We start from the raw sequence: 25,831 nt of genomic DNA on the forward strand, positions 1-25,831 counted from the left end.
CTGCCAGCAGGGCGGCGGGCGGCATGGACGCGCCCGCGATTGAGAACGAGCCCGATTCGGCCGACGTGATGCGTGCTGTGGCAATGCGGGAAGAGCAGGCGCCCGACCGCTTTCGTCGGCAGATCCCCTTTAGATTCCGGTCATTATTTGAAATGTGTTACCAATAGGGCTTCCAAAATCAACAATACTATTGAATTGTCCGTGGTGTATGCCGGGGTAGCATGTGACTATAGTACCAGCCTGTGTGCGTTAAAAAAATCGTATGGATCAAAACGTAAAAATGAGGAACACAGGGAAAGGGGCTTGAAACCAATGAGCGTATATCAGGAAAGCTATCATCTGCCGGAGTTCGACTACGAGTACGAAAAACTGCTGATCGAGAAGCGCGGTCCGGTTTACATCTGCTCGTTCAATGACGCGGGCAACCTCAATGCCATGTCGTACAAGCAGATGAGCGAGTTCAACGACTTCCTTATCAAGGTTCGCCTGGACAAGGATTGCCGCGCTATCGTTTTGACGGGCGAAGGCAAGTCCTTCTGCGCCGGCTTCAACCTCAACGACCTGGCTCTTGATCCGCCCGAGGACATGGGCCGCATCCAGCGCGACTTCTACATCATGCAGCGCATGTGCTCCGACCAGATCATCAACATGCGTCGTTGCGAGCAGCCCATCATCGGCGCGCTCAAGGGCTACGCTGTGGGCGGCGGCCTGTCCATCTCCTGCGCATGCGACATGCGCTTCCTGGGCGAGTCCTACAAGATGAACGCTGGCTACCTGTCCATCGGCTACACCGGCACCGACATGGGCGGCGCGTTCTTCCTGCCCAAGATCGTGGGCTATGCTCGCGCTTGCGAGATCCTCATGAACCCCAACCGCTTCGGCGCCGAGAAGCTGCTCGAGTGGGGCTTCGCGAACAAGGTCGTTGCCGACGACGACGTGGTTGAAGAGGCTGTTGCCTTCGCTCAGCAGATGTGCGATGCCACGGCTCCGTTCGGCCTGCGTCTGACGAAGGAATGCCTGCAGGCTTCCTTGGACGGCACCAGCTTCGAGAACGTCATCAAGATGGAGAACCGCAACCAGGTGCTGGCCTCCAACACCAACGACGGCATCATGGGCACCCTCAAGATGAACCCGAAGAACAAGCAGGACGTCAAGGACAACCCGGACAAGTACGCGTTCCACAACATGTAAGAACGCGTCAAGCGCAACGTTCGAGTGCTTTGCAGTGCCCTCGTGCCCTTTGGCGCGGGGGCACTGTCCTATACCGAGGCGGAGAAGGGAATCGCATGAAAATCATCGGTGTAAACGGAAGCCATCGAAGCGGAAAGGGCACGTCGCATCTCTTGGCGGCGGTTCTTGACGAGGCGTCGGCGGCAGGCGCGCAGGTTGAGCTTGTGGAGCTTGCCGATTTGGATATTCAGTACTGCGTGGGATGCAACGCGTGCCTTGCGAAGCCTGCTTGCGCGCTCTCGGGGGACGACATGGCGGCGCTTGTGGAAAAGCTCTTGGCTGCGGACGGTATCGTGCTGGCCTCTCCCGACTACTTCTCGAGCGTTTCGGCTCGCATGAAGACGTTCATGGAGCGCACGCGCCCTCAGCACATGGTGGCCAACGCCTTCAAGGGCAAGGTGGGCGGCATGGTGGCTACGGCCGGGTTGAGCGATTGCGGCGTGGAGGAGACGCTTGCCACCATGGACCGCTGGTTCGCTACGCAGGAGATGCTCGTGGTGCATCCTCGCCCGGAAGGTCCGGTGCTTGGGTCCGGAGCTGCCGCCACCCAGTACGCTGGCTTCAACGCCGAGAAGGGGCGCGTTCAGTGGCGTCGCGTCGAGGACGACCAGGTGGCCTTCGATGTCGCTCGTCAGCTGGGACGCGATATGGTAGAGCTGCTGGAGCGCTTGGGAGCGTAGCGCTGCCAGGTGTTCGAACCTGCGTCAGGCTGCGATCTGCGCAGTTTGGCGCAAGTGGTTGAAAGGGAGCCCGGTTGGCTCCCTTTTGCGTGCCTGCGGCGGTCATTGTCGATCCAAAAACACGTTTTCAGCCCGAAGAACGTGTTTTTGGATCGACAATACACTGGCGTTGAGATCAAGCGATGCGACGGAGCTGGCCATGCGTTGACATCATGGCATCTGCGCACCCGAATGCGAAAAAGGAGCCCGAAGGCTCCTTTTTCTGAATCAATGCCCTATTCAAGGATTTAGAACTTGCACTCGACCTTGCCCTCGACCTGACGCTGGGACTTGAAGACCACGTCGGGAACCTCTTCGCCGTGGTAGCACTTGACAGCGCCGTTTGCTTCCAGTTCCGCGATCTGCTCGTCGGTGTAGCCGTACTTCTGCAGGTACTCGGCGGTGTGGTAGCCGATGGGCTTGGACAGCACTACCGGGGGATCGCCGAAGCTCGCATAGCGAATCGGGGTGGTGGGCAGCGCATGCTCGCCGAACGCCTTGTACTCGACCTTGCGGATAGCGTCGTTGACGTAGGCTTCCTCGTCCTTGATGATGTCGGTGAAGCGGAAGACCTTCTGGCTCGGCACCTGCCACTCGGACAGGATGGGCAGCCACTCGTCCAGTTCCTTCTTCGCAAAGCCCTCTTCGAGGATCTTGATGAGATCGGGCTGCAGGTTGTTGGCCTTGATGTTCTCGATGGTGGCGAAGTCCGGGCTGTCGACCAGGTCGTCGCGACCAATGATCTTCATCATGTCGTTGTAGTAGCGGTTGTGCTGCGGCTGGCAGATGTAGATCCACTTGTCGTCAGCGGTCTTGTACGTGTTGTTGAACGGGTTGGGGACGTTCGTGCGCGACTTCGGATAGTCGGCGCCGAACTGCTGGGCGCAGATACCGATGCTGCCGCCCCAGATGGCTGCGTGGTACAGGTTGACGACGACCTTGTCGCCCTTGCCGGTGCGCAGCTTGTTGACAAGCGCGCCCAGGATGCCTGCGGCCATCATGATAGCCGTGTTGTAATCGCCGAACGCTTGAGGCGGGATGGCGGGAGAGGTGCCCTTCTCGCAGAAGGTACCGGCAACGCCGCCGCGTGCAGCCCAGCAGACCGCGTCGTATCCGGGAGCGTGCGCGAACTCGCCGTGCTCGCCGTAGCCGCGCATCTGAGCCCAGATCAGGCCCGGGAACTGCTCGGAAAGCGTGGGATAGTCCAAGCCCAGTTTCTCCAGGGCGGCCGTGCGCATGTTGTTCATGAAGATGTCAGCTTCGCCGATCATCTTCTTTGCGATGGCCAGGCCTTCCTCGGACTTCAGGTTGAGGGAGATCCAGTTCTTGTTCGTGTTGTTGAGGTCGATCGTGGGATCCTCGGTGTCGGTGAGCTCGCAGCCGAAGCCCGGGCCCTGAGTGCGCTGGATGTCGCCATCGAACGACTCGATCTTCATGATCTCGGCACCCATTTCGGACAGAACTCGAACAGTTGCGGGAGCCGCGACGTACGTGCACATCTCGACCACTTTGATGCCCGCGAGCGGGCCGTAGCCATTGAGTTTCTCAGTGACGGTCATACGACGGTTCTCCTTTCTTTTGCGGTCGGTGATTTCTCCTGTCGTTATACTCACATGTTCTTGTTTTTGTTGCTATGGACAATTGCTAATACTTGATGGACTTTTGCAATTAATATTAAATTTGCCGGAAATACTCACATGCAACGCTATTTGTTTACCAGATGCGCCTTCTGCGTACACAGATCTATTGATTCGTCCGGGCGATGTGCTTCTATATGCTTCAGCCCGAAGCTAGCCTGCTTCGGTTTGCGACGGGCCGAGCGACTGCGGTCTTGGACTGCTCCATGATCGCAAACGGCATGGGTTTTTGTCGGTTAGGAAGCGTTTTGCCGTTTGACATGGTTGAATTCGCTAAACTGGGGGTAACGGCGGGGCAGATGCCCGCTATACTTTTTAGAGAAGATCGGGCGCTTGAGCCAAAACGTGTCCTTGAAACGAGGGCGCACGAAAGCGTCTTGCCTATATATAGGAGAAAGGATCCCATCGTGGACTTCAGCCTGACGGAAGGTCAGCGCAAGCTCGTCGAGGCGTTTCGGACGTTCGGCGAAGAGCGCTTCAAGCCCGAGCTGGTGCATCAGTGGCGCCGCGACCAAGGACTGCCCGATGAGGTGGTCAAGGGATTCGTCGACCTGTATTTCGGGTTGGAGGATCTTGCGGACGGCGACGGCCCCGGCGCGTTCAGCTTGTGCTCCCAAGCTCTTATCATCGAGGAGCTTTCGCGCTGCTCGGGCGCGACGCTGCCGTTCCAGATCGACTTGTTCAATTTGGCGCTCATGGGCGAGTTCGCCGCGCAAAGCGAGTTCGACGCTATCGTCGACGACTACCGCAAGACGGGCCGCCTTATGTTCGCGCTTGCCATCTCCGAGCCGGAAGCCGGTTCGGACTCCATGAACATGCAGACGTACAACCGCACGGTCGACGGGCGTTTGATTTTGAACGGGTGCAAGACGTTCGTGAACAACGGGGAGTACGCGCCCTACATCCTTGTTGCGGCCATCGACCGCGATGCGGAGGGCTCGGACAAGTACCCTGCGCTTACATTCTGGCTGGTGCCGCGCGATCTGAAGGGCATCCGCGCATATCCGGTGAACAAGATAGGACAGTCGATGCTGCCGTTTTCCACGGTGGTGTTCGAGAACGTCGAGTTACAGCCGGAATATCGTCTGACGGGACGCCACGCCGGCTTCCGTCAGCTGTTCCGCATGCTGGAGTTCGGGCGCGTGACAACGTGCGCGGGCTCTTTGGGCATGGCGCGCGCGGCTATGGAGGACGCGGTCAAGCACGCGCGCAGCCGCAAGGCGTTCGGCGTGCAGATCGGGCGGTTCCAGCAGATCGAGCAGATGCTCGTGGACATGGAGGTGAGCATCTACAACATGCGCTCCATGCTGTATCGCGCCTGTCTTGCCGTGGACAACGGGGAAGACGACGAGCGGCTGTCCGTGGCGCTCATGAAGCGCTACGTCCCGGCGGCTGCAACCGACGTGGCCAGTTCCGCCATGCAGATACTCGGCGGCATGGGCTATACCGAGCATGCGCGCGTCAGTCAAATTTGGCAGGATTGTCGCGGCAACCAGATTGCAGAGGGTACGGACCAGATCATGGTGTACATTGCCGCACCGCTTGTTCTGGACAAATACTAAGGGAAATTTCTTGCGTTGGGATGCGGCGCAAAGAGCATCCCTGTCCTGTGTTTTAATGACCTGCAGAATGCGTTTTCGATTCTGCAGGTCTTTTTTGTATGTAATATCTACTCAAATATAGGCAATTGTCCATTGAGGAAGCATTTCCTCGGTCAGTTTCTCAAGTATGACCATTCTCACGTTTCGGCGAACGGGGGACAATGCTGCCCAGAGAGCCAGCTCTGTGTAGTATCGGTTCAGGGGCGCCGTTCCTTTTCGTGTGACTCAATTTCACGAAAAGGGGCGACAGACATTCTTAGGAGGATCAAATTGAGTACAACAGCAACGAAAGAGAAGATGAGCGTGCGCCACATGCTCGTCGTTCTCACGGGCATCATGATCACGTTCGGATGCTCGGCCTTGTGCTTCTCCACGTGGGGCCTGTTCCAGCCGGTCGTGGCTGAGGGCTTGGGGGTCGAAACTACCGCCTTCGCCATGTACGTCACGGTTATGTACCTGACGATGACCGTCGCTTCTCCGTTCATGGGCAAGCTTCTGCAGACCATGGACATCCGCATCATCTTGTCCGTCTCCGCTTGCTTGGTGGGCGGTGCGTTCTTGCTCATGAGCTTCTCGAACGAGATCTGGATGTTCTACCTGGCGGCCGTGCTGCTGGGCCTGGGCGAGATCTCCATCCTGTGGCTTGCCATCCCCACGCTCATCAACCGTTGGTTCGCCGCTAAGGCGGGTACGTTCATCGGTCTGTGCATGGCCTTCACGGGCATCGGCGGCGCTATCTGGTCTGCGGTGTTCACCGCGCTGCGCTCCGGCGGCATGGACTTCCACACCATCTACCTGATCTGGGCTGTTATCGCGCTTGTCACCTCGCTGCCGTTCACGCTGTTCTGCGTGCGCAACTCTCCTGAGGACTGCGGCCTTGCTCCGTACGGCGCTTCCGTCGCCGCCGGCCAGGCTCCTGCCAAGCCGATGGGCCTCTCTGCTGCCAAGGCTATGAAGACCCCTGCGTTCTACGCCGTCTGCGTGTGCGCCGGTATCATCAACATCGCCGTTCTCATCGCCATGCAGTTCCCCACCTACACCAAGTCGCTGACGGACGTCACCTTCGACGTGCTGGTGGTCGGCGGTCTCATGACCACGGTCATGATGGTTGGTCAGGCTATCTTCAAGATCATCCTGGGCGCGGTTGCCGACAAGAACTCCAAGGGCGCGCTCGTGTTCGCCTTCGTGTGCGGCGTTGCCGGTATCCTGCTGTGCTGGCTGGGCTTCGCTTCCGAGTACATGCTCTACATCGGGTCGTTCATCTTCGGCGCCTTCTACGCCACTGCGGTCGTGCTCGTGCCGATCATCGTTCGCCAGTCGTTCGGCTCGCGTGAGTACTCGGTCATCTACTCCCGCGTCAGCACCGTGTTCAACCTGATCGCAGCGTTCGCGTCCATGATCTGGGCTTGGATCGGCTCTAGCTTCGGCTTCAACGTGGTGTTCATCGTCGGACTCGTGATGCTTGCTCTCATCCTGATGCTGGGCTTCTTCACCTTCTCAAACGCCAAAAAGTTCAAGAGCCAGTGGACTGAATAACGTCTCGAGAAAAAGGGGCGGCTCTTCTGAAAAGCTTCACGGGGGATCCGGTTTTGCGGATCCCCTTTTTTTCGGTATATGGGAAGTCTTGTCGGGGGGGGGGGGCTTCTTATATCATTGCTTCGAGGCGAACGAGGGGGAAATCGTGAACTTATCGCAGTTGTACTACTTTAAGAAGTTGGCGGAACTGCAGCACTACACGCGGGCGGCGAAGGAGCTGTACATCACGCAACCGACGCTGTCCGACGCTATATCCTCGCTCGAAAAGGAACTGGGGCTTCCTCTTTTCCAGCGAGACGGACGATCTATTAAGCTTACGCCGCACGGTGCGGAATTCTACGAGTACGTGCGCGCTTCGTTGCGCCAGCTTGACGAGGGCGTTGCCGCCATGGAGGCGCGCAAGGGAGACTTGCACGGCCTTGTCAATCTGGGGATGATCTTTACCGTGCAGGACGACTACCTGCCGGCGCTCTTGCGCGCCTACCAGGCGGAATTCGGCTCCAACGTGAGCATCGAGATCCATCAGGCGTTCACGAACTACCTGACGCAGAACCTGCACAACGAAACCTTGGACTTGGCGTTTTGCGGGAAACGGGAAAACGAGCCCGACATAGCCTACTTTCCGGTGCTGAACCGTCCGCTCGAGCTGTGCGTTCGGTCCGGTCATCCGCTTTCGCGGCGCTCCTCGGTGACGTTCGACGACTTGCGCGGCATGCGCCTTATCACGTATCGACGGGGAATTCCCATAGGAGAACAAGTTGAAAAGCTGCTCGAAGAAGCGGCTCTTGAAGGCGTTGTGCAAAACTACGACGACGACATCTCCATGGCTTCGGTGATCTCGATTGACGGTGGTACCGGCGCGCTCATGCTGAACTCGGTTGGGATCAAGCTGTTCTCGGACATCACGATGATTCCCATCGAAGGCGTTCCCCGCGATTTTTACTGGGTGTACCTCGCGTGCAGCAAGAAGCATTACAAAAGCGGGGCAGTTCGCTCGTTCATCGATTTCGTCAAGCGGTTCGATTCAGATGATGTGGATTTCGGCCATTGGCCCGAAGGGCGGCCTGTCTCTACGTCCTAAGGGTTTCTGCGTGGACGGCTTGGTCGATCAAGCCTAGGCCGTCCAGGTAGGCGTACAGGTGAAAGCCGCGCTTGCAGCGGAACGTGCAAGCGCGGCATGGATCCTCGTTGCAGTACGCGTAGGCGTCCTCGTCTGCAAACGCGAATACGAGCGGTGGCTTTTTCCCGGGCAGCACGTACTTCAGCTGCACGCCGGTGAACGTCTTGAGCGCGACCCAGCGCAGCGGATGATCGCTTGTCGAGCTCCATCGAACGCGCAGCGCGTTCGCGTCGACTCCGCCTACCACTTCGTAGCCGATCGAGAAACCGGCGCGTTGGCCGTCGGGAAGCGGCTCCAAGCGCTCCATGAGCCGTCCGCAGCACGAAGGGGCGAACGCGTTTCCGGCGAAGGGGAGCGTCGCGTCTTCGCGCCGCAGCGAGCGGTCGATCCGAAGATCCGCTGCGTCGTCGACGGCGCAGAGCACGGCGTGGCATTCGGTGCAGCGGAAAAACGGCAGGGGGTGGCTGCTTACGCCGGGCTTCCACGACGCGCGCGTGCGCGTCGGGCTCATGCGCTGCTCGGTTGCGTTCGCTTCCCCCAAAACCCCTCCTAAAAGTCGCTGCGCTGCATATTAAGGTAGTTCAGCAGCTCGCTTCGTTTGTGTATCTGCATTTTCTCATAGATATGCCGCACGTGGGTATTCACGGTGTACGGCGATATCACCAGCTTCTCGGCCATGTTGTTAGTGGTGTACCCGCGCGCGATAAGCACGAGGATTTCGCTTTCGCGACCCGACAGGCTGAACTCCTTCGCCACTTCGGCGCAAATCTCGTCGATTTCGGCCTTCGTGGGCGGGGCTGCGGTCAGGGCGATGATGTTGAACTCTTGGCGCACGAGCGGGATCAGCAATACCGCCAGCAAGCAGATAAGCGCAAGGCACGTTTCCGGCGTGATGGCCGCTGCCAGTTGCGGTGCGTGCTCGTAGCCTACGGCCCAGGTGTTGCCCACGGCGATGCCCGCCCGTACGAACCCGCCGGCGAACGCGAAGGCCATGGCGGGCGTGACGTAGCCCTTCGACGTCAAGATGCCGAAGTACATGATGAGCAGGATCTCCATGAGCGAAGAGATGCCCGTGGCCATGATGAACGACGGGAAGTAGGTGGCCGGGTCGGCCAGGAAAAGGCCGAACGCCGCTATCAGCAGCACGATCATCCACGGGAACATCTTGAATATGTTGGCCTTGTCCTTCGTGAGAAGAGCTATTCCGGCCAGTCCCAGCATGAGCACGGCTCCGCCTATGATGCCCAGGGTGAAGCTGAGGTCGTCGGTGGGAAGCACTTCCCAGGGAATGATGGCGACCAGGAAGTAACAGGCGACGCTCGCTAGAAACGTGATGGCGCTGACGGCTACCATGTTCTTGAGCCCGCCTTGCGCCGCGCTTTTCGGCAGCAGGACGGGAAAGGACCGCTCGCCGTCGCGACGAGCCTGCACCAGCAGCACGCCGGATGCGATGGGCAGCGCGGCCACGAACACCGTGGTCACGTACGTCGGCAGCGCCCAGGCGATAGCGACGGTTGCCAGGACCGCCACGCCGAACGTCGTGCCGATGTGGCGCAGCGAGTAGTTCGCCTTCACGCACGCGTAGCGCTCGCCCCAGAGGATCCACATAGCCGATTCGGTTGCTCCCAGGAAAAACGAAAGCGCGTACGCCAAGCCCGGAACAGTGAACACCTGGGGGAGCAGGCAGAGCGCCAACGTGGCTGCCGCCGTCAACGCAGGGGCAGCCACGTACATCCATTTATAGGATGAGAGGTGCTTCTTGCGTCCGAGCAAGAAGGCGAACACTAAAAGAAAGAGGACGGTGGCCCCCAGGTTCACGAGCCAGGCGATTGTCACGCGCTCATCGAGCAGCTGAGTCTGCGCGAACATGTGGGGAACGAACCATAGCGCGTAGTGCCAGGCAAGAAGAAGCGCGAAACCCACGTACTTCAACGACGGGCGGGCCATGATGGATGCAAAAGCCTCGCGCGGTTCCGTTCCGGTGGCAGGGGATGCTGCCGTTTGGGGTGCCATGAAGTCGACCATCCTTCCTATCGTGCGTTTGTGATAGATGATGATGCCGCTGAACTGCTCAGATTGTTCAGCACTTGCAGTGCATAGCTTCGCAATCGTTAGTATAGAAACCTATCACTAGTTCGTCATGAAACCCTCGCAAGAAATTAAGTATTCGCCTAATTAGTGGGCATTTTGCGATGCTAATTCGACCGCTCGAGGACAGAATGCACCCATCGGCTCGACTTGGCAGCCGGACGCCGAGGGAAAGCTACCGGCGGCCGGCTGCGAGGCCGGGCAAAGACAAGGAGAAAGGAATGAAAGATGTCGTTGCTTGCCAAGAGCAAGGGAGAGGTTACCTATAAGGAACTCTCCACGCTGCACAAGTGGGCGCTCGTCGTGCTCATCTCCATGGGCTCGTCGATTATCTACGCGCCTATGTACCTGAAGAACGTGTTCTACGATCCCTTGATGCAGGCGCTCGGCGCCACCAACGCGGACCTCGGCTTGATGGTGTCCGCCTACGGCATCGCTGCCATGATCTGCTACCTGCCTTCCGGCATCGTAGCCGACAAGTTCCGGATGCGCACGTTGGCGTGGTTGGGCTTCCTGGCCACCGCAGTGCTCGTGTTCGTATACGCGACGCTGCCCTCCGTGCAGATCTGCTTGATCCTGTTCGTGCTCATGGGCGTTACCTCTATCCTGGTGTGGTGGGGCACGCGCTTCAAGGTGATCCGCCTGTGCTGCGAGGAGAACGAGTACGCCTCCAAGATCGGCGTCAGCTACTCCATCTACGGCGTGACCGGCTTGGTCATCGGCCTTATCAACGCCGGCATCATCGCTGCCATCTCCGGCTCCGCCGGTGTGCAGGCCATGCTCATCTTCCTGGGCGTCATGATCGCCATCCTGGGCGTGGTCTCGTACTTCATCATCCCTGACTTCAAGGGCGAGATCAACAAGGACGCGAAGCTGTTCAGCGTGTCCGAGGCTCTGCAGGCCGTCAAGCATCCCGGCGTGATCTGGGCTTGCGTCGCCTACTTCTGCGTGTATGCCGTGTACCAGGGCGCTACCTACACCACCCCGTACCTGACGCAGGGCTTCAACGCCGACGGCAACCTGGTGAACGTGGTCGGCCTTATCCGCACCTATGGTATCGGCCTCATCGCCGGCCCGGTTATCGGCTACATCGCCACGAAGATCAAGAGCCCCTCGAAGGCCATCCTGGGCGGCTTGATCCTCTCCGTCGCCGTGCTCGTCGGGTTCATCCTCTTCCCGCAGGATCCCTCCGGTGCCGTGATCGCTTCCATCCTGGTGGTCGTGTTCGGCTTCACCACCTACGGCGCCTTCTCCATCGGCTCCTCCCCGCTGTCCGAGGTCAAGATCCCGATGTCCATCTTCGGTACCGCTACGGGCATCCTCTCGGTCGTCGGCTTCCTGCCTGACGTGTTCATCCACACCTGGTACGGCGGCATGATCGACGCTCAGGGCACCGCCGCCTTCAACATGATCTTCGGATTCGAAATCATGTTCGGCGTCATCGGCTGCTTCTGCCTGGTCATGTTGCTCCGCACGGTCAAGAAGCACTTCGGCTCGACCGCTCAGGCCGAGGAGGCGTAATCCAAGCGCTGCGTTTACAGATCACCGCGGAGGGCGACGGTTCGCCCGAGCCCTCCGCGGCTTTGCATCACCGATCGGAAAGGGAAGGCGAACGTGAACAAGCTCGATGTACTGTCTCTGATCAATCCGCAGATGAACGCCGTGCTGGCGAAGGAAGACGAGCTGGCTGGCGACGCGAACGACACGAGCGTGGGTTTCGAGAAGATGCGCGAGAACTACGTTGCCGGTCGCGCGTACTGGGTCGAAGGCGGCCCGGTCATGGCCGAAAAGCTCGACGCTGCCGTGGCGGGTCCGTACGGCGACATCCCGGTGCGTTACTACTATCCCACTGACGAGTCCGCCGCGGCGCGCGCCGCGAGCAAGCCTGAGACTCCGGCTATCGTGTACGTGCACGGCGGCGGGTTCGTCCTGGGCAACCTGGACACGCACGACCGCATCTGCCGCGTGCTTGCTCGCAACGCCGGCGTTGCCGTGGTGGCCGTGGATTACCGGCTTTCGCCCGAAGCGAAGTTCCCGAGCGCGGTTCACGAGGTTGCGGCTGTTGCTGCGTACCTGCACGAGCGCGGTGCCGAGCACGGTATCGACGGCGAGCGCTTGTCGTTCGCGGGCGATTCGGGCGGCGCGCATCTGAGCCTTGCGGCCACGATGTATCTGCGCGAGGAGCTGGGCGGCAGCGATTTCGTGAAGTGCTGCCTTTTGTACTACGGCTGGTTCGGGCTCAAGGATTCGTCTTCGATGCGCCTTCTGGGCGGCTCGTGGGACGGCTTGACCGAGGCGGACTGGAAGTTCTACATGCAGATGTACGCGAACGATCCCGCCGAGCTGGAGGAAAGCCCGTACGCGAACCTGTTCCTCAACGACATGACGCGCGACATGCCTGCTTGCTATATCGCGGCGGCCGAGTACGACCCCTTGCGCGACGACAGCACCACGCTGGCGACGATCTGCGAGGAGTACGGGGTTCCGTACCGTTTCGAACTGTTCGAAGGCGTTATCCACGCGTTTCTGCACTACACCAAGATGCTCGACGAGGCGAACGACGCCCTTGAGCACGGTGCGACCTTCTATCGCCAGCAGATGGGCCTGTAGGCGAGAGATACATCATTCAGGTTTCAAAGCGGGAGGATCCCGCTGAACGCATACAAAAAGGAGGATCGTCATGGATTTCAAGTTGACGGACGAGCAGGAGCTGATCGTCGATAGCTACCGCGAGTACATGGAAAGCGAGAACTGGGAGACCTACTTCCACGAGTGCGACGAAGCGCACGAGTACCCGCTTCGCTGGGTGAAGGGCCTGTGCGAGCTGGGCTTCGACCAGATCATGCTTCCCGAGAGCCATGGCGGTCTGGGCCTTGAGCAGCCGTGCGTGACGCTGATGGCCGTGTACGAGATCCTGGGCAAGTACGGCGCTCCCACCTACGTGCTGTATCAGCTGCCCGGTTTCGAGACCATCATCCGCGAGGGCACCGAAGAGCAGATCGAAGCCGTCATGTCCACGCTGGGTTCCGGCGAGCAGATCTGGAACTCCGCATGCACCGAGCCGGGTGCCGGCTCCGACGTGGGCGCGCTGGCCACCACGTACAAGCGCGAGAACGGCAAGATCTACCTGAACGGCACCAAGACGTTCATCACCTCCTCCGCTGGCGTGAAGTACCTGGTCATCATGGCCAAGAACGCTGACGACGAGTCCGTGTTCACCGAGTTCTTCGTCGACATGTCCAAGCCGGGCGTGAAGCTGTCCCCGCTGACCAAGCTGGGCCTGCGCATGGACAGCTGCTGCGAAGTCTACCTGGACAACGTGGAACTTGAGGAAAAGGACATCTTCGGCAAAGAGGGCAACGGCTTCATGCGCGGCGTGTCCGACTTCAACTTCGAGCGCTGGCTCGTGGGCGCGTGCGACTACGGCACCGCTATCTGCGCGTTCGAGGACGCCATGGCGCATGCGAACTCCCGTATCGCCTTCGGCAAGCCCATCAGCCGCTTCCAGCTCAACCAGCTCAAGATCACCGAGATGTGCATCAAGCTGACCAACATGAAGAACATGCTGTACGAGGCTGCTTGGAACGCCGACAACAACGACGGCAACTTCAACGCCGCAGCGGCCGCCATGTGCAAGTACTACTGCGCCAACGCCTCTTTCGAGGTGACCGACGACGCCATGCAGATCATGGGCGGCATCGCCGTGGCCAGCGAGCATCGCATCAACCGCATCTGGCGCGACCTGCGCGTCGACCGCGTTTCCGGCGGCACCGACGAGATGATGATCCTGGCCACCTCCAAGGGCGCTTCCATCAAGTACAAGCAGAAGTAACCTGCCGCTCGTCCACGGGGGCGCGGATAGCGCCCCCGCATCCTGAAACCCATGCGAACAAGGAGGAACAACATGGCAATTCCTACCGACAAGCCGTCCTACGGCCCCCTCGACGGCGTCAAGGTCGTCTACGCAGCAGTCGAGTTGGCCTGCCCGAAAGCAGCCGACCTCATGGCCGACTGGGGTGCCGACGTCATCTGGCTCGAGAACACCGGCGCGGGCGACACCATCCGCGATACCGCGTACGTGAAGCAGGCCGAGCGCCGCAACCAGCGTTCCGTGGCTTTGAACTACTTCTCCGAAGAGGGCAAGAAGGTGTTCTTCGACCTTGTGAAGGATGCTGACATCTTCATGGAGGCATCGAAGGGCGGCACGTGGGCGCGCAAGGGCATCACCGACGACGTGCTGTGGGAGCTCAATCCGAAGATGGTCATCGTGCATGTTTCCGGCTTCGGCCAGGAAGGCGACCCGAAGATGGTCAAGCGCGCTGCGTACGACCTGACGGTGATGGCTTACTCCGGCATCATCATGCAGAACGGCACGGAGGAGCAGCCGATGCTGCCCGGACCGTACGCCGGTGACTACTTCAACACGCTCATGATCGCAAGCTCGGCGCTGGCGGCCCTCTACAAGGCCGAGAAGTCCGGCAAGGGCGAGAGCATCGACTTGGCCATGTACGAGACGCTGCTTGCCATCGGCCAGTACTACCTGGTGGACTACTTGAACGAGGGCATCAAGTGGCCCCGCCCTGGCGCGCGCAACCAGAACCTGTGCGGCATCGGCGAGTTCAAGTGCAAGGACGGCTTCCTGGGCGTGTGCCTGTACGGCGTCGACCAGAACAAGTACTTCCTGGAGACCATCGGCCTGGGCCATCTGTGGGGCACCGAGGACATTCCCGAGGACACGTCGGGCCTGTGGCTGTCCAACCCGCATGCCGACGAGATCCAGAAGGCGTTCGAGGAGTACTGCCTGGCGAACTCCAAGTACGACATCGAAGAGGATTTCGCTGCGCACCGCATCGCTGCCCAGGTGGTCAACGACATGGAAGATCTCGTGAAGGAAGAGCACCTGAAGCTGCGCAACACGTGGGTTGACTGGGAGACCGTCGACGGCGAGACGTTCCACGGCTTGGGCGTGTTCCCCAAGTTCAAGAACAACCCGGGTCAGATCTGGCGTCCGATGCCGCATCAGGGTGGCGACACCGTGGACATCATGACGAAGCTGGGCTACACGCCCGAGCAGATCAACGAGCTGGCCGAGGCCGGCGTCGTGAAGATCAGCGAATAAGGTCCATGCGTTTGGCGGGCGGCTTGCGATAGGCACGCCGCCCGTAGCGCGGTTCCGTTTTCAAGGGACCGCCGTCCGGTGAAACCGGATGCGGGTGCGCGGCCCGAACGTTCCGCGCACCCGCACGATGCCGCCTTCCGAAAGCGAAGCGCGGTCGAACGGCGGCATCGTGCGGGTAGGGAATTGAACGAGGGGTCGAAGGACGAGAAGGGTGAGACGGGTGACCGACATCGTAGGAAACGAAACGCTGCGAAGCCTTTGGACGGGACTCGTCGACTCGTGCGGTGACCGCACGTTCCTCATCTTCCAGGATCGCGAGGGCGCGACGTGCGAGTTTTCCTACAGCGCGTTCGACCAGGAAATCAACCGAACCGCCAACCTGTTCCTCACGTTGGGCATCGAGGCGGGCGAGCGGGTGGCCGTGCAGATGCACACCTGCCCCGAGTTCATGATGTGCCTGTTCGGCTTGGCGAAGATCGGTGCCGTCATGGTGCCGATGAACGAGCAGTACCTGGCCGAAGAGGCGGCGTTCGTGCTCGAGCGTACCGGCGCGTCGTGCGCAGTGGTGGAGGCGGATTTCGTCGGCCTGTACGACGGTTTGGCTGACGAGCAGGGCTATCTTGCCAAAGGCGTGTTCGTTGCGCGCGGTTCGGCAGATGCAGAAGCAGGTTTGCCCTCTTCCGTTCCGGTGCGCTGTTTCGACAAGGCGCGCGCGTGCGAGCCGACCGTGCTGCGCGAGGAACGCCCCCTTGCCTCGAACGACCCGGTTGAGATCATCTTTACGTCGGGCACGACGTCGTGTCCGAAGGGCGTTGTGCTTACGCATGCGAACATGCTGTTCAGCGGCTTGTATGGCGATTGGGAAGTGTCGCTTACACGCGACGACCGCATGCTTTCGACCATGCCTGCCTGCCATTCCAACTTCCAACTGGCGGCGCTCACCCCGGTGCTCACGGCAGGCGCCACGCTCATCGTGGTGGAGAAGTACAGCGCGAGCCGCTTCTGGAAGCAGATCCGCGACTATCGGGCCACGGTTGTGCAATGCGTGGCCATGATGCTGCGCACCCTGCTGCTGCAACCGGTCGATCCGAACGAAAAGGATCATTGCTTGCGCGAGATGCTGTACTTCCTGGCCGTTTCCGACGAGGAGAAGCGCACGTTCGAGGAGCGCTACGGCGTGCGCATCATGAACACGTACGGTTCCACCGAGTCGATCAGCTGGGTGCTTACCGACCCTCCGACCGGTCCGCGTCGTTGGCCGAGCGTCGGACGCCCGGGCTTGGGGTACGAGGTTCGCATCGCAGGCGACGACGGCGCGCAAGCCGCTGCGGGCGAACTGGGGGAGATCCAGGTCAAGGGCACGCGCGGGCGCACCATCATGAAGGAGTACTACAACGACCCCGAGGCTACGGCGCGTACGTTCACCCAGGATGGATGGCTGCGCACGGGCGACAAGGGCTACATGGACGAGGACGGCTGGTTCTTCTTCGTCGACCGCAAGGCCAACATGATCAAGCGAGCGGGCGAGAACATATCGGCCAGCGAGCTTGAAAGCGTGCTCATGCAGCATCCCGCCGTCGACGAGGCCGCGGTGATCGGCGTGCCCGACCCTATTCGCGACCAGGCCGTCAAAGCCTTCGTGAAGCCGCGCGCGGGCGTCGAGATCACCGAAGGGGAGGTGCTGGCGTTTTGCGAGGAGCACATGGCGGGGTTCAAGGTTCCCTCGTTCGTTCAGATCGTCGACGACTTTCCGCGCACGTGCTCTATGAAGATCGAGAAGAAGTTGCTGAAGTAACCTGTTGTCGGCGACGGGCGGCCCGGGCGGCATCCAGTCGCTCGAACAGTCCTCGCTTCGCTGCGGAACTCGCTTGGTGGATACCGCCCGGGCCGCCCGTCGCTGCGAAGTCTCTTGAACGTGCTCGACTTTCGACGAGAGCGGGGAAAGGGGTCGGTGGACGGGGCGTACTTGAGAACCTGGTGAATGGGTGCTGTTTTTCTGGTTGGGAGATAAGGAGAGGCGTCATGGCTATTAGCACTGAAATCGTGGGCAAGGAGTTCGGGCCGTTCGTGCGGGAGTACACGTTCAAGGATCTGGAGATTTGCGCGCTCGGCTGCAACGCGGGATTCGACGGCAAGACCGATCTTGAGTACGTGAACGAACATGACGCGGAAAACCCGCAGCTCAAGGTGCTCCCCATTTTCGGCGTGCCGTTGACGGTGCACGAGGAAATGACGCGCACGCTTGACTACGGTTACAACTACGATGGCTCGCTGCATTACGGGTTTGAGATCAAGCTGCATGCTCCCTTCCCGATGGGCGACCGCATCGAGACGTTCGTGACGCAAGACGCGCTGTACGACCGCGGCGAGGGCCGCGGGTGCCTGTCGAAGCAGACGGGGCGTTCCTTCGCCTCCGACGGGACGCTGTTGTGCGAAACCGAGACATGGGACGTGTGCATCTACGACGGTGGATGGGGCGGGCCCAAGCCGCCGAAGGACATCGTCGAGATGCCTGATCGTGCGCCCGATGCGGTGGTCGAGGAGACGATGCCGCTCAACATGCCGCTCATCTATCGTCTTATGGGCGATTGGCATCAGCAGCACATCGACTTCGCCTATACCGAGCAGACCGGCCTTGCGCGTCCGATCGCGCACGGCGTGAGTTTGGGCGGCTTCTCCATGCGCCACATCATCAGCTCGTTTTTCCCGGGCGAGCCTGAGCGCATGAAGCGATTCAAGACGAGGATCACTTCGCCGGTGCTTCCGGGCACCGCGCTTCAAACTCGCATGTGGAAGGTGGGGGAGAAGGAGATTCGCTTCCAGTTGGTGGATGCGGACGTGGACGAGACGGGCGCGAAGCCGCATTTGAACTTCGGTATTTGCACCTGGGAGTAGCAGGTTCAACCGGGCGGGGTCGATCCTTGGGCTGAGGGTGCCTGAAAGACCGTCGCTTCGCTCCAAGGATATTTCAGGCACCCTCAGCCCAAGGATCGCCTCCTGCGATTGACGCGGGCGGAGCTGGTTTTAGCATGTGAGGAGACGAGAGCATGGATGATGTGAAGCAGATCACGCAGGTGACGAGCCCGACAATGGGCGAGGCGATGGACGGTGCCAAGCAGATTGGCGAGGGCATGGTGGGCAAGGTGAAGAAGTCCGCCAAGAAGACCATGGACGACGTTGCCATGACCCCGTTTCTGCGCAAGATCACGTTTTTCTCGAGCGGCGGCTCGTTTTTGGACGGGTACGTGCTTTCTCTGATCGGCGTGGCGCTTACGCAGATCACGCCGCTGTTCAACCTGACGGGCGCCTGGAGCGCCGCTATCGGCGCGTCGGTTCTGCTGGGCATCTTCGTGGGCACGATTCTCGGCGGTTACCTGACCGACCGCATCGGGCGCAAGAAGATGTTCATCGTCGACATCGTGGCTATCGGCCTGTTCTCTATCTTGAGCGTGTTCTGCGCCGACCCGTTCCAGCTGGTTTTGGCGCGCTTTTTCATCGGCGTGTTCGTGGGCGCGGACTATCCTATTGCCACGTCGCTCATTGCCGAGTTCACCCCCAAGCAGCATCGATCCATTTCGATGGGCATGGTGTCGGCTGCGTGGTATCTGGGCGCTACCGTTGCGGCGTTCGTGGGCTACTTCCTGTACAGCGTTCCCAACGGATGGCAGTGGATGCTCGGGTCGGCGGTGGTTCCCTGCATCATTTTGCTGATCGGCCGTCACGACATTCCCGAATCGCCCATGTGGCTGGCGCAGAAAGGGCGCACCGCCGAGGCCGACGAGGTCATGCGTCGCGTCTTCGGCGAGGGCGTGGAGCTTGAGCTTGAGGAGCCGGGCGAGAAGACCAGCCTGCGCAAGGTGTTCGCGGGCGGCTATGCCAAGCGCATCGTGTTTCTGGGCATCTTGACGCTGTGTCAGGTGGTGCCTATGTACGCCATCTACACGTTCGGTCCCGAGATCATGACGGCGTTCGGCCTGGGCGAGGGGCACGAGGCCATCTTGGGCGAGAGCGTGGTCAGCTTGTTCTTCTTGATCGGGTCTATTCCGGCGATGTTCTGGCTGAACTCGATGGGTCGCCGCCCGCTGCTCATTCGTTCGCTGGCGCTTATGGCCGTGGGCTTGGTTATCCTGGGCCTGTTCCCCGATGCTCCCGTGTACGTGATCATCGTGGCGTTCGGTTTGTACGCATTCTTCAGCGGCGGGCCGGGCATTTTGCAGTGGCTCTATCCCAACGAGCTGTTCCCGACCGAAGTGCGCGCGTCGGCGGTGGGCGTGGCTATCGGTATCTCGCGTATCGGCACCATCATCGCCACGTACGGTACGCCGCTGTTCTTGGCTGCATACGGCATAGGACCCACCATGCTTGTTGCGGCGGGGCTCGTGATCCTGGGATTGGTGCTGTCGGTGCTCATGGCGCCCGAGACCAAGGGTAAGTCGCTTCTGGAGACGAGTTCGCTGGACTAGCGAGGCGCCGTGCTGCATCGGCATTCGGCACTAGGCGGTATCCGGTTAAAAAACAACCCTGCATTTGGGTTGGGCACGGTGGTATAGTCGAGGGAGTTCCATGACGGCTGCCGACGAGGGAGGGTGCCGCCCTTGTCGGGCGCGACCTTCTGGATTCAGGAGCGAGCATGTTGGAAAATCCCAAAACCATAGACGAGCTTGTCGGCTTGCTTGATTCGTTGGGGGTGGAAACCCGCGGGCGTTCGGAGGAGCAGCTTTCCGGGGAGGGCTACTATGCGGCCCTGCCGCGCCAAGGGTACAGCTCCCGCTGCGAGATGTCGCTTCCCGATGGTCTTTCGGGCAAGCGCGTGCTGGATCTTTTGTGCCGCAGCGGCAAGGGCGCTTACAAAATTGCCGATCTGGTAGGGCCGGACGGGTTCGTTTTGGGAATCGATCCCGACGAGGATCGCATTGAACACGCACGAGAGCAAGCGGCTCGCAACCATCCTCAAGGTGACGATTGGAGACGAACCCTTGCGTTCGCGCAGGGGTGTCCCGAGGATCTGCGGGCCGCCGGCGTCAAGGATGCGACGTTCGACGTGGTGGTCGTGAACAGCGCGCTCAACCTGGTGCGCGATCTGCCGTCTGCGCTGCGCGAGATCGCGCGCGTGCTCGTATCGGGGGGATTTCTGTACCACGCGGGCGTGTTCGCCGAGTCTCCTTTGTCGAAAGATCCGATGAGCCGGCTTGCTGCGCGCGGCAACGTGTTCGGTGCAGCACGCAGCAAGCGCACGTTCGAGCGCGCCGTCCGGGAGGCGGGTTTCTCGACGTGCGTGTTCGCCCCAGGCGATGGTGTGGCGCCGAGCGGCTTCGAGGTTGTCCCCGAGCTGGTCAACCGCAGGTTCCAAACGTCTGTCGTCCGCGCGAGCGTTTAAGGGGCTGCGGGCGGCGTCGGAGGCAGACGACTTGCTTGCTGCACGATTCTTACTGCAATGTTGCGCTCGAAGGGCATGCAGAGCGACGATCTTCGGTGCGACTGTGCGTTTCACCTGGTCGCGGATGCTCATTGCCGACGAACGGGTTTCAATATGCGCCCGAGCGCAACATTGGGAACAGAATCGTGCATTCGGGCGTGGTTGACGCGCCGGGCGCCTAGGATTTCATTCCTATCAAGACGCATTCGGGGACAGGACCGCCTTCGACCAGATTGGCGCTGATCACATGGAAGCCGCAGTTTTGGACGAAGGAAGCCAGTTCTTCGGACGTCCATTCGTGGAACGTCTTGAAGCCGACCGCCTCCATCAATCGCAGCCTTGCAGGGGATGCTACCCGGTCGTGGACGAACGTCGGGGCCAGCAGGAAACCGCCCGGTTTCAGAACGCGATGCGCCTCGTGCAGTGCGAGTTCGGGTGCGGGCATGACGTGCAGCGCATTGGCGACGACCACGGCGCCGAAGGACGCTTCGCGATAAGGAAGGCTCGTGGCGTCTTGCACGGAGAAAGAGACGCGGCTTTCAGGCGATCGCGTGCGAGCCTTTTCGATCATGGCCTCAGAGAAATCGGTAGCCTCCCAAGAGCGGACTCTCCCTGCAAGCGCGAAGGTCAGCTGCCCGGTTCCACAGGCCAGTTCAAGCACGTCGATGTCCCTTTCCAGCCAGTTTCTCAATTCTCGGCACAGCTGAGGGTAAGGCCCGTTGCGCCTTTCGACAAGGGGCGCGTACAGAGGCGCGACCTTGTCCCAGAACTTCTTGTTCGGTTCGCTGTTCGACATAAAGCAGCTCCTGGTTAGGCGGGGAAGGGGGGTGCTTGCGACTTGTGCTTCGCGCGGCCTTCGAGCCGTGTTTCAATTAGAAATTAGCTATATCTAACTTTGGATGCTACCGCTCGCGATGCTCTTTGTCAAACCGACGGGCCAATCTGGGCGGTCGGGTGGAAAACGGCAGACGGGACGGCGAAGGGCCGCATGAACCCTGCGCTAGCGCATTCGCTTGCCGCGCATGGCGCTTGGGGCTATGCCGGTATGGCGCCTGAACGCCTCGGTGAACGCCGCCGGCTTTCTGTAACCGACCTTTGCGGCAATATCGGCTACGGGCATGTTGGTGGTCCGTAAGAGTTCGGCAGCTTCTTCCATGCGCGCTTCGGTAACGAAAGCGTTGGGGGACGCTCCGAAGTAGCTTTTGAACGTTGCCTTGAACTTCGTTTGGCCCATGCATGCGCGATGGGCCAGAACGTTGCAGGTAAGGTTCGCGCTCAGGTTGTTTCTAATGAAGCTACCGACGTTGTCAAGCGATCTCCGGTCGTCGAGCGGCGGCAAAGCGCCTTCTCGTCCGGCATCCTCTTCTTCGATCTCGCTTGCTCGTTTGATGATGAGCGCCAGCGCTTCGGCTACGGCCCCTTCGTAAAACAAGTCAGCTGCCATGCCGGCGCCTCGATAGCGTTTGATCTGCTTGAAGAGGGCGATGAGCTCCGGGCAGTCCGGTCTTCCGTCGACGAGCAGGAAAGCCTTGCGCATGTCGGGTATATTGCCGAACCGTTCATGCAGGTAGGTTCTGTAATAGTCCGGCGATACGGTGATCGACGTGGCCTGCACGGTCGAGCCAGGAAGAAAGCGCGCCACGTACTCGTTTCCTTCGCTCGCGATGTAGGTGGAGACCGTTCCGGGCCTCGGCGTGGCAGTGCGGGCTTTTGCGATCAAGCCGGCTTTGTCGTAGTAGCTAACTGAAAGGTGCTCGGTATGGCGAAAGCGCATGATGCCTTGGCTTTTGAACTCGATTCGAAAAGCACTGACGGCGAAGAAGTTGTCTCGAGAATAGACCCAGTATTCGCCCGAGCCTTCTTCGTTGTCCATCCGGTACGAGCATCCGGCTTGCGCATAGGAGCGCTCCGACGCGACCGGCGTCATGTTCCATTGCTGAAACGCCTTGTCGTACAGGTCGCTTTTTATATCGAGCATGCTCGCGTTCCCTTTCCTTCGATTGCCGGTGCCCTCTGTCGTCATTGCGAAAAAATCAAACAGCCGAAAGAACGCAAGGCTCCCGCTCCTTCGCGCACGGGCAAAGGCGTCGAAACGACGCAGCCTTATCTGGTCGCCTTAATGCCGAAATCGGCCGGTTGTTGCTTGAGCCGCGTTTCCTTATGAACTCATCGACTATTGTAGCAAAAGTTAGCTAAAGCTAACCATAACCGATTGATAAGCCGTTGGCTTGAAAGGAGCGCTCGTTATGTCGCAAGCGGTATACGATCGAGGGGAAGACGCCTCGTCTTCTCAGTCCTCGAAACGAGGCGGGGGCTGGACTACCCATGACGTTTTAACCTTTGTCGTTTTCAACATCATCATTGTTGTTGTTACTATGGCGGCGAAGATGGTGGAGGACATGCTGCTATCGCCTCAGAATACTTTCTTCGTTGGGTCATGGCTGTTTCCGCTGCTCGCAACACCTTTTTACCTGGTTATGGCCGATCGTATAGGAAAACGCGGAGTGTTGAGCGCCTCGATCATCGTCTTCGGCATTTTCTACGCTATCATGGGCGGCTTGTATTGCATTCCCGTGGCTATCGTCGGCGCGATCGTGGGCGAATTGCTTATGTGGGGGAAGGATTCGTATCATAAGGTGAAACGCGTTGTGCTGGGCTACTACGTGTACTGGGTTGCATTCGCCTTCTACGGAATAGTTCCGTATCTGCTGTTTAAAGAAACTTACATGCAGCAGTTGGGCGCGTACTACAGCGCCTCCGACATCGCTGCGATGGTGGCTCAATATACCGAGCTGCCATGGATTCTTCTTATGCTGGCCATGTTCGCTGTCGGTACGTTTGCGGGCGGTTTCATTGGCGGCAAGTTCTTGAAAAAGCATGTCCGCAAAGCGAAGATCGCGTAAGGGTTTCGCTATGGAGACGCCATTGGAAAACTGTACGGAGCCGTTTTCTCCTCCTTCCGCAGTGCGGCAGCGTATCGAGCCTGTTGCGGCTGGAAATGGGTCTGCGCACAAGGCGGCTTTCTTGCATGCCGATATGAAGGAGGGCGTTCTTGGGCTGGATCCCCGCACGCATCTGCTTGTCATCCTGGCTGCGGGCATGGCGGCTTTGGCTATTGTGGGGCTGCCCGAACTCGTCGGTCTCCAGATTCTCTGCGCGGCCTACCTTGCGGCGAACGGCAGGGCGAGGCTGGCTGCGAGGATGTGCGTAAGCTTCGCGGTGATCTGCGGGCTCAGCTTCGTTCCGCTGCCCGGACTTTACGGCGTGCTGTTCGTAAGCCTCATGCACATGATGCCGCCGATGTCGGCGGGAAGCGCGCTTTTCACCCTCTCGCCGTCGGCTATCATGTGCGCCTTGCGCAGGTGGCGCATGCCGAACCGCGCGTTGATCGGCGTATGCATGGTGTTTCGATTCGCTTCGATCCTTCCGTTCGAATTCTCGTCCATAGTTCGCGGCCTGCGCATGCGGGGTGTGTTCCCTCGGGTTGTCGATGTGTTTTCTCATCTGGGGCTTGTGTACGAGTGTTTGTACACGCCGCTTGTGATGCGCTGCTTGCGCCTGTCTTCCGAGCTTGCCGCGTCGTCTGAATTGAGGGGGATTGACGTGCAAGCAGGGCGCTCGTCGATTTACCACGTGGGGTTCGCCGCGCGCGATGCCATTGCTGTTGCGGTCTTCGCATGTGCATGCGCCCTCTTGTACGGAATGGGGTTTTACGTATGAGCGGGATGCCATGCCGGCGGACGGCTTCGGTGTTGCTGGAGAGCGCATCGTTTCGCTACGTCGATCGGTCTGAGGCTGCCGACGGGGCAGCGTGCGATGCGCGGCAAGATGTAGCGGGAAGTTTTGTGGACGATATTTCGTTTGAGATCAGGCCGGGCGCCTGCACGGTTTTATGCGGGCGCTCGGGGGATGGGAAATCGACTGTCTTGCGCATGATCGACGGGCTTGCGGGTGCGTTTTTCCCAGGATGCCTTGAAGGGGTGGTTTGCGTTTGCGGAACCGACGTCCGAAAAGTGACTCCCTACGATAGGGCTTCGGGCATGGGCGTTGTGCTGCAGGACCCGCGGAGCCAGTTTTTCATGGGGTTGGTTGGGGACGAGATCGCCTTCTCGTCCGAAAACCTGGGTGTCGACCCGGACGAAACCATCAGCAGGATCAACCGCGCCGCTGCATGGTGCGGTATCGACGCGCTTCTTGGAGAGCGGTTGTCCGAGTTGTCGAGCGGTCAAAAGCAGCGCGTCGCCCTTGCGGCTGCCATAGCGTGCAATCCCAGGGTGCTGATTTTGGACGAGCCGACGTCGAACCTTGATGCGCAGGGGACGAACGACCTCGAGTGTATCTTGATTCGTTTGAAGCAGGCGGGTGTTGCCATCGTGATTTCAGAGCATCGTCTGCATCGCATGTCGCCCATAGCTGACGAGTTTATTTGCCTGAAAGATGGCAGGATAGCGGCTCGATGGGATACACGGACTTTCGCTGCTCTTTCGGTAGATGAAGCTGCTCGGTTTGGCCTCAGGCATCCATCCATGGTTGCTGGAACTTTCTATGGGCAGGAAAAAGCGGCGCGCAGGTCTTCTGCGAAAGCAAGCGAGCGTGCGGGCGAGGATTGGATCGTCGAAGATGTTTCGTATTTGTATCCATCTACCAAGCGCGGTATCGCATGCGTGAATGCCGTGTTCGAAAGCGGCAAGGTCACGGTTGTCGAAGGAGGGAACGGCGCGGGGAAAACGACGCTGGCAAAAGTGCTGTGCGGCGCCGCAAAGCAGCAGCGGGGATGCGTGGTGCGCGGCGGAAAGCCGCTGTCTCGTCGACAAAGGAGGCGGATGAGCTACTTCGTCATGCAAGATGCCGACTATCAATTGTATGCGGGAAGCGTGGCTGACGAAGTAGTGCTCGGCCGCAAAGTCGACGACGATTTGAAGGCGCGCGCGTGGGAGGCGCTTGATACGTTCGACCTGATCGATGTGGCGAATCGTCATCCAGCGAGTCTTTCGGGAGGCCAAAAGCAGCGCGTTACCCTTGCAGCGGCGTATTGCTCCGACGCGGAGCTCGTCGTGCTCGACGAGCCGACAAGCGGGCTTGACGGGCGCGGTGTGGCTGAGGTTTCCCTGTGGTGCAAGAAGCTGGCGCGGTCCGGCAAGACGGTGGTCGTCATCACTCATGATAGCCTGCTTGCCCGCTTGGCTGGCGATGCGATCGTGAGTCTTGGGGAATAGGGGCGTGGTGGGTGGTCGCTTCTCATCATTTCCGCTCGCGAATACAGCCAGTGCGCAGCGTCTTGCATGGAGATGCCCATTGGATTATGCTGACGATAATCAGAGATGAAAACACAGTCCCCGTCGGGTAGTCGTGGGCGTGCGGCGGA

The 25,831-nt window shown here is 59.9% G+C and carries 21 protein-coding genes; 16 read left to right on the forward strand and 5 right to left on the reverse strand.

All coding sequences use genetic code 11. The features are described from left to right. Positions 1-312: 312 nt before the first annotated feature. Positions 313-1,191 (forward strand): enoyl-CoA hydratase/isomerase family protein, encoded by an 879-nt coding sequence (locus LQE90_RS00205; protein ID WP_114566015.1) that lies wholly within the window; start codon positions 313-315, stop codon positions 1,189-1,191. 95 nt (positions 1,192-1,286) lie between these two features. Then, positions 1,287-1,910: a flavodoxin family protein gene (locus LQE90_RS00210; RefSeq protein ID WP_216528454.1), complete on the forward strand. Its 624-nt coding sequence runs from the start codon at positions 1,287-1,289 to the stop codon at positions 1,908-1,910. 287 nt (positions 1,911-2,197) lie between these two features. Here the strand turns inward: LQE90_RS00210 and LQE90_RS00215 are convergent, their stop codons facing one another. Then, entirely contained in the window at positions 2,198-3,508 is a 1,311-nt protein-coding gene (locus LQE90_RS00215; RefSeq protein WP_216528455.1) for a CaiB/BaiF CoA transferase family protein, read from the reverse strand. Between the two features lie 485 nt (positions 3,509-3,993). Here LQE90_RS00215 and LQE90_RS00220 point away from each other — a divergent pair, with 485 nt between their 5' ends. From LQE90_RS00220 to LQE90_RS00230, 3 genes are all read left to right on the forward strand, one after another. Continuing rightward, positions 3,994-5,148 carry an acyl-CoA dehydrogenase family protein gene (locus LQE90_RS00220; RefSeq protein ID WP_114566018.1) on the forward strand — a complete coding sequence of 385 codons (1,155 nt, stop codon included), beginning with the start codon at positions 3,994-3,996 and terminating at the stop codon, positions 5,146-5,148. A 309-nt stretch (positions 5,149-5,457) separates the two neighbouring features. Further along, entirely contained in the window at positions 5,458-6,723 is a 1,266-nt protein-coding gene (locus LQE90_RS00225) for an MFS transporter (RefSeq protein WP_225749106.1), read from the forward strand. Between the two features lie 145 nt (positions 6,724-6,868). Next, positions 6,869-7,804: a LysR family transcriptional regulator gene (locus tag LQE90_RS00230; RefSeq protein ID WP_114566020.1), complete on the forward strand. Its 936-nt coding sequence runs from the start codon at positions 6,869-6,871 to the stop codon at positions 7,802-7,804. On the opposite strand, the gene LQE90_RS00235 is transcribed toward LQE90_RS00230, so the two are convergent. Next, the gene (locus LQE90_RS00235) at positions 7,794-8,384 is read right to left on the reverse strand and encodes a hypothetical protein (protein ID WP_231088141.1); all 591 of its coding nucleotides are present in this window, start codon (positions 8,382-8,384) and stop codon (positions 7,794-7,796) included. The genes LQE90_RS00230 and LQE90_RS00235 overlap by 11 nt on opposite strands. Positions 8,385-8,392: 8 nt before the next feature. Continuing rightward, a complete protein-coding gene (locus LQE90_RS00240) occupies positions 8,393-9,856 on the reverse strand; it encodes a helix-turn-helix transcriptional regulator (RefSeq protein ID WP_231088143.1) in 1,464 nt (487 codons plus the stop codon). 303 nt (positions 9,857-10,159) lie between these two features. On the opposite strand from LQE90_RS00240, the gene LQE90_RS00245 reads away from it, so the two are divergent. The 8 genes from LQE90_RS00245 to LQE90_RS00280 all read left to right on the forward strand — a co-directional run bounded on the left by LQE90_RS00245 (position 10,160) and on the right by LQE90_RS00280 (position 20,427). Further along, positions 10,160-11,452: an MFS transporter gene (locus LQE90_RS00245; RefSeq protein ID WP_216528457.1), complete on the forward strand. Its 1,293-nt coding sequence runs from the start codon at positions 10,160-10,162 to the stop codon at positions 11,450-11,452. Positions 11,453-11,545: 93 nt separating this feature from the next. Next, on the forward strand, positions 11,546-12,541 hold the full coding sequence (gene aes / locus LQE90_RS00250; protein ID WP_216528458.1) for an acetyl esterase: 996 nt from the start codon (positions 11,546-11,548) through the stop codon (positions 12,539-12,541). 70 nt (positions 12,542-12,611) lie between these two features. Next, positions 12,612-13,763, forward strand: a complete 1,152-nt coding sequence (gene caiA, locus LQE90_RS00255) for a crotonobetainyl-CoA dehydrogenase (protein WP_114566023.1) — start codon at positions 12,612-12,614, stop codon at positions 13,761-13,763. Positions 13,764-13,835: 72 nt separating this feature from the next. After that, positions 13,836-15,050 carry an L-carnitine CoA-transferase gene (gene caiB, locus LQE90_RS00260; protein ID WP_114566024.1) on the forward strand — a complete coding sequence of 405 codons (1,215 nt, stop codon included), beginning with the start codon at positions 13,836-13,838 and terminating at the stop codon, positions 15,048-15,050. Positions 15,051-15,270: 220 nt separating this feature from the next. Then, positions 15,271-16,845: a crotonobetaine/carnitine-CoA ligase gene (gene caiC, locus LQE90_RS00265; protein WP_216528679.1), complete on the forward strand. Its 1,575-nt coding sequence runs from the start codon at positions 15,271-15,273 to the stop codon at positions 16,843-16,845. 227 nt (positions 16,846-17,072) lie between these two features. After that, positions 17,073-17,945 carry a MaoC/PaaZ C-terminal domain-containing protein gene (locus tag LQE90_RS00270; RefSeq protein WP_216528459.1) on the forward strand — a complete coding sequence of 291 codons (873 nt, stop codon included), beginning with the start codon at positions 17,073-17,075 and terminating at the stop codon, positions 17,943-17,945. Between the two features lie 152 nt (positions 17,946-18,097). Beyond that, complete coding sequence (locus LQE90_RS00275) at positions 18,098-19,513, forward strand: MFS transporter (protein WP_114566027.1); 1,416 nt, start codon at positions 18,098-18,100, stop codon at positions 19,511-19,513. A 167-nt stretch (positions 19,514-19,680) separates the two neighbouring features. Beyond that, positions 19,681-20,427 carry a class I SAM-dependent methyltransferase gene (locus LQE90_RS00280; protein WP_216528460.1) on the forward strand — a complete coding sequence of 249 codons (747 nt, stop codon included), beginning with the start codon at positions 19,681-19,683 and terminating at the stop codon, positions 20,425-20,427. A 217-nt stretch (positions 20,428-20,644) separates the two neighbouring features. Here the strand turns inward: LQE90_RS00280 and LQE90_RS00285 are convergent, their stop codons facing one another. Together LQE90_RS00285 and LQE90_RS00290 are read right to left on the reverse strand one after the other, a co-directional pair. Further along, complete coding sequence (locus tag LQE90_RS00285) at positions 20,645-21,262, reverse strand: class I SAM-dependent methyltransferase (protein ID WP_216528461.1); 618 nt, start codon at positions 21,260-21,262, stop codon at positions 20,645-20,647. A gap of 204 nt (positions 21,263-21,466) precedes the next feature. Beyond that, positions 21,467-22,444 (reverse strand): helix-turn-helix domain-containing protein, encoded by a 978-nt coding sequence (locus LQE90_RS00290; RefSeq protein ID WP_216528462.1) that lies wholly within the window; start codon positions 22,442-22,444, stop codon positions 21,467-21,469. A 268-nt stretch (positions 22,445-22,712) separates the two neighbouring features. Here LQE90_RS00290 and LQE90_RS00295 point away from each other — a divergent pair, with 268 nt between their 5' ends. The 3 genes from LQE90_RS00295 to LQE90_RS00305 are packed head-to-tail and all read left to right on the forward strand — an operon-like array spanning position 22,713 to position 25,682. After that, positions 22,713-23,369 (forward strand): MptD family putative ECF transporter S component, encoded by a 657-nt coding sequence (locus LQE90_RS00295; protein WP_216528463.1) that lies wholly within the window; start codon positions 22,713-22,715, stop codon positions 23,367-23,369. Positions 23,370-23,379: 10 nt separating this feature from the next. Then, entirely contained in the window at positions 23,380-24,186 is an 807-nt protein-coding gene (locus tag LQE90_RS00300) for an energy-coupling factor transporter transmembrane component T family protein (RefSeq protein WP_231088148.1), read from the forward strand. Then, entirely contained in the window at positions 24,183-25,682 is a 1,500-nt protein-coding gene (locus tag LQE90_RS00305; protein WP_216528464.1) for an ABC transporter ATP-binding protein, read from the forward strand. The genes LQE90_RS00300 and LQE90_RS00305 overlap by 4 nt, the downstream gene beginning before the upstream one ends. Positions 25,683-25,831 lie beyond the last annotated feature (149 nt).

The sequence above is a fragment of the Paraeggerthella hominis genome (assembly GCF_021044775.1).
In the GTDB taxonomy this organism is placed as follows: Bacteria; Actinomycetota; Coriobacteriia; order Coriobacteriales; family Eggerthellaceae; genus Paraeggerthella; species Paraeggerthella hominis.

What these genes read in the sequence shown, in the direction of transcription:
- LQE90_RS00300 (WP_231088148.1), top strand. Translation starts at nt 23,380, where the DNA reads ATGGAGACGCCATTGGAAAACTGTACGGAGCCGTTTTCTCCTCCTTCC.
- LQE90_RS00240 (WP_231088143.1), bottom strand. Translation starts at nt 9,856, where the DNA reads ATGGCACCCCAAACGGCAGCATCCCCTGCCACCGGAACGGAACCGCGC.
- LQE90_RS00295 (WP_216528463.1), top strand. Translation starts at nt 22,713, where the DNA reads ATGTCGCAAGCGGTATACGATCGAGGGGAAGACGCCTCGTCTTCTCAG.
- LQE90_RS00285 (WP_216528461.1), bottom strand. Translation starts at nt 21,262, where the DNA reads ATGTCGAACAGCGAACCGAACAAGAAGTTCTGGGACAAGGTCGCGCCT.
- LQE90_RS00290 (WP_216528462.1), bottom strand. Translation starts at nt 22,444, where the DNA reads ATGCTCGATATAAAAAGCGACCTGTACGACAAGGCGTTTCAGCAATGG.
- caiB (WP_114566024.1), top strand. Translation starts at nt 13,836, where the DNA reads ATGGCAATTCCTACCGACAAGCCGTCCTACGGCCCCCTCGACGGCGTC.
- caiA (WP_114566023.1), top strand. Translation starts at nt 12,612, where the DNA reads ATGGATTTCAAGTTGACGGACGAGCAGGAGCTGATCGTCGATAGCTAC.
- LQE90_RS00215 (WP_216528455.1), bottom strand. Translation starts at nt 3,508, where the DNA reads ATGACCGTCACTGAGAAACTCAATGGCTACGGCCCGCTCGCGGGCATC.
- LQE90_RS00305 (WP_216528464.1), top strand. Translation starts at nt 24,183, where the DNA reads ATGAGCGGGATGCCATGCCGGCGGACGGCTTCGGTGTTGCTGGAGAGC.
- LQE90_RS00205 (WP_114566015.1), top strand. Translation starts at nt 313, where the DNA reads ATGAGCGTATATCAGGAAAGCTATCATCTGCCGGAGTTCGACTACGAG.
- LQE90_RS00245 (WP_216528457.1), top strand. Translation starts at nt 10,160, where the DNA reads ATGTCGTTGCTTGCCAAGAGCAAGGGAGAGGTTACCTATAAGGAACTC.
- LQE90_RS00280 (WP_216528460.1), top strand. Translation starts at nt 19,681, where the DNA reads ATGTTGGAAAATCCCAAAACCATAGACGAGCTTGTCGGCTTGCTTGAT.
- LQE90_RS00210 (WP_216528454.1), top strand. Translation starts at nt 1,287, where the DNA reads ATGAAAATCATCGGTGTAAACGGAAGCCATCGAAGCGGAAAGGGCACG.
- LQE90_RS00270 (WP_216528459.1), top strand. Translation starts at nt 17,073, where the DNA reads ATGGCTATTAGCACTGAAATCGTGGGCAAGGAGTTCGGGCCGTTCGTG.
- LQE90_RS00275 (WP_114566027.1), top strand. Translation starts at nt 18,098, where the DNA reads ATGGATGATGTGAAGCAGATCACGCAGGTGACGAGCCCGACAATGGGC.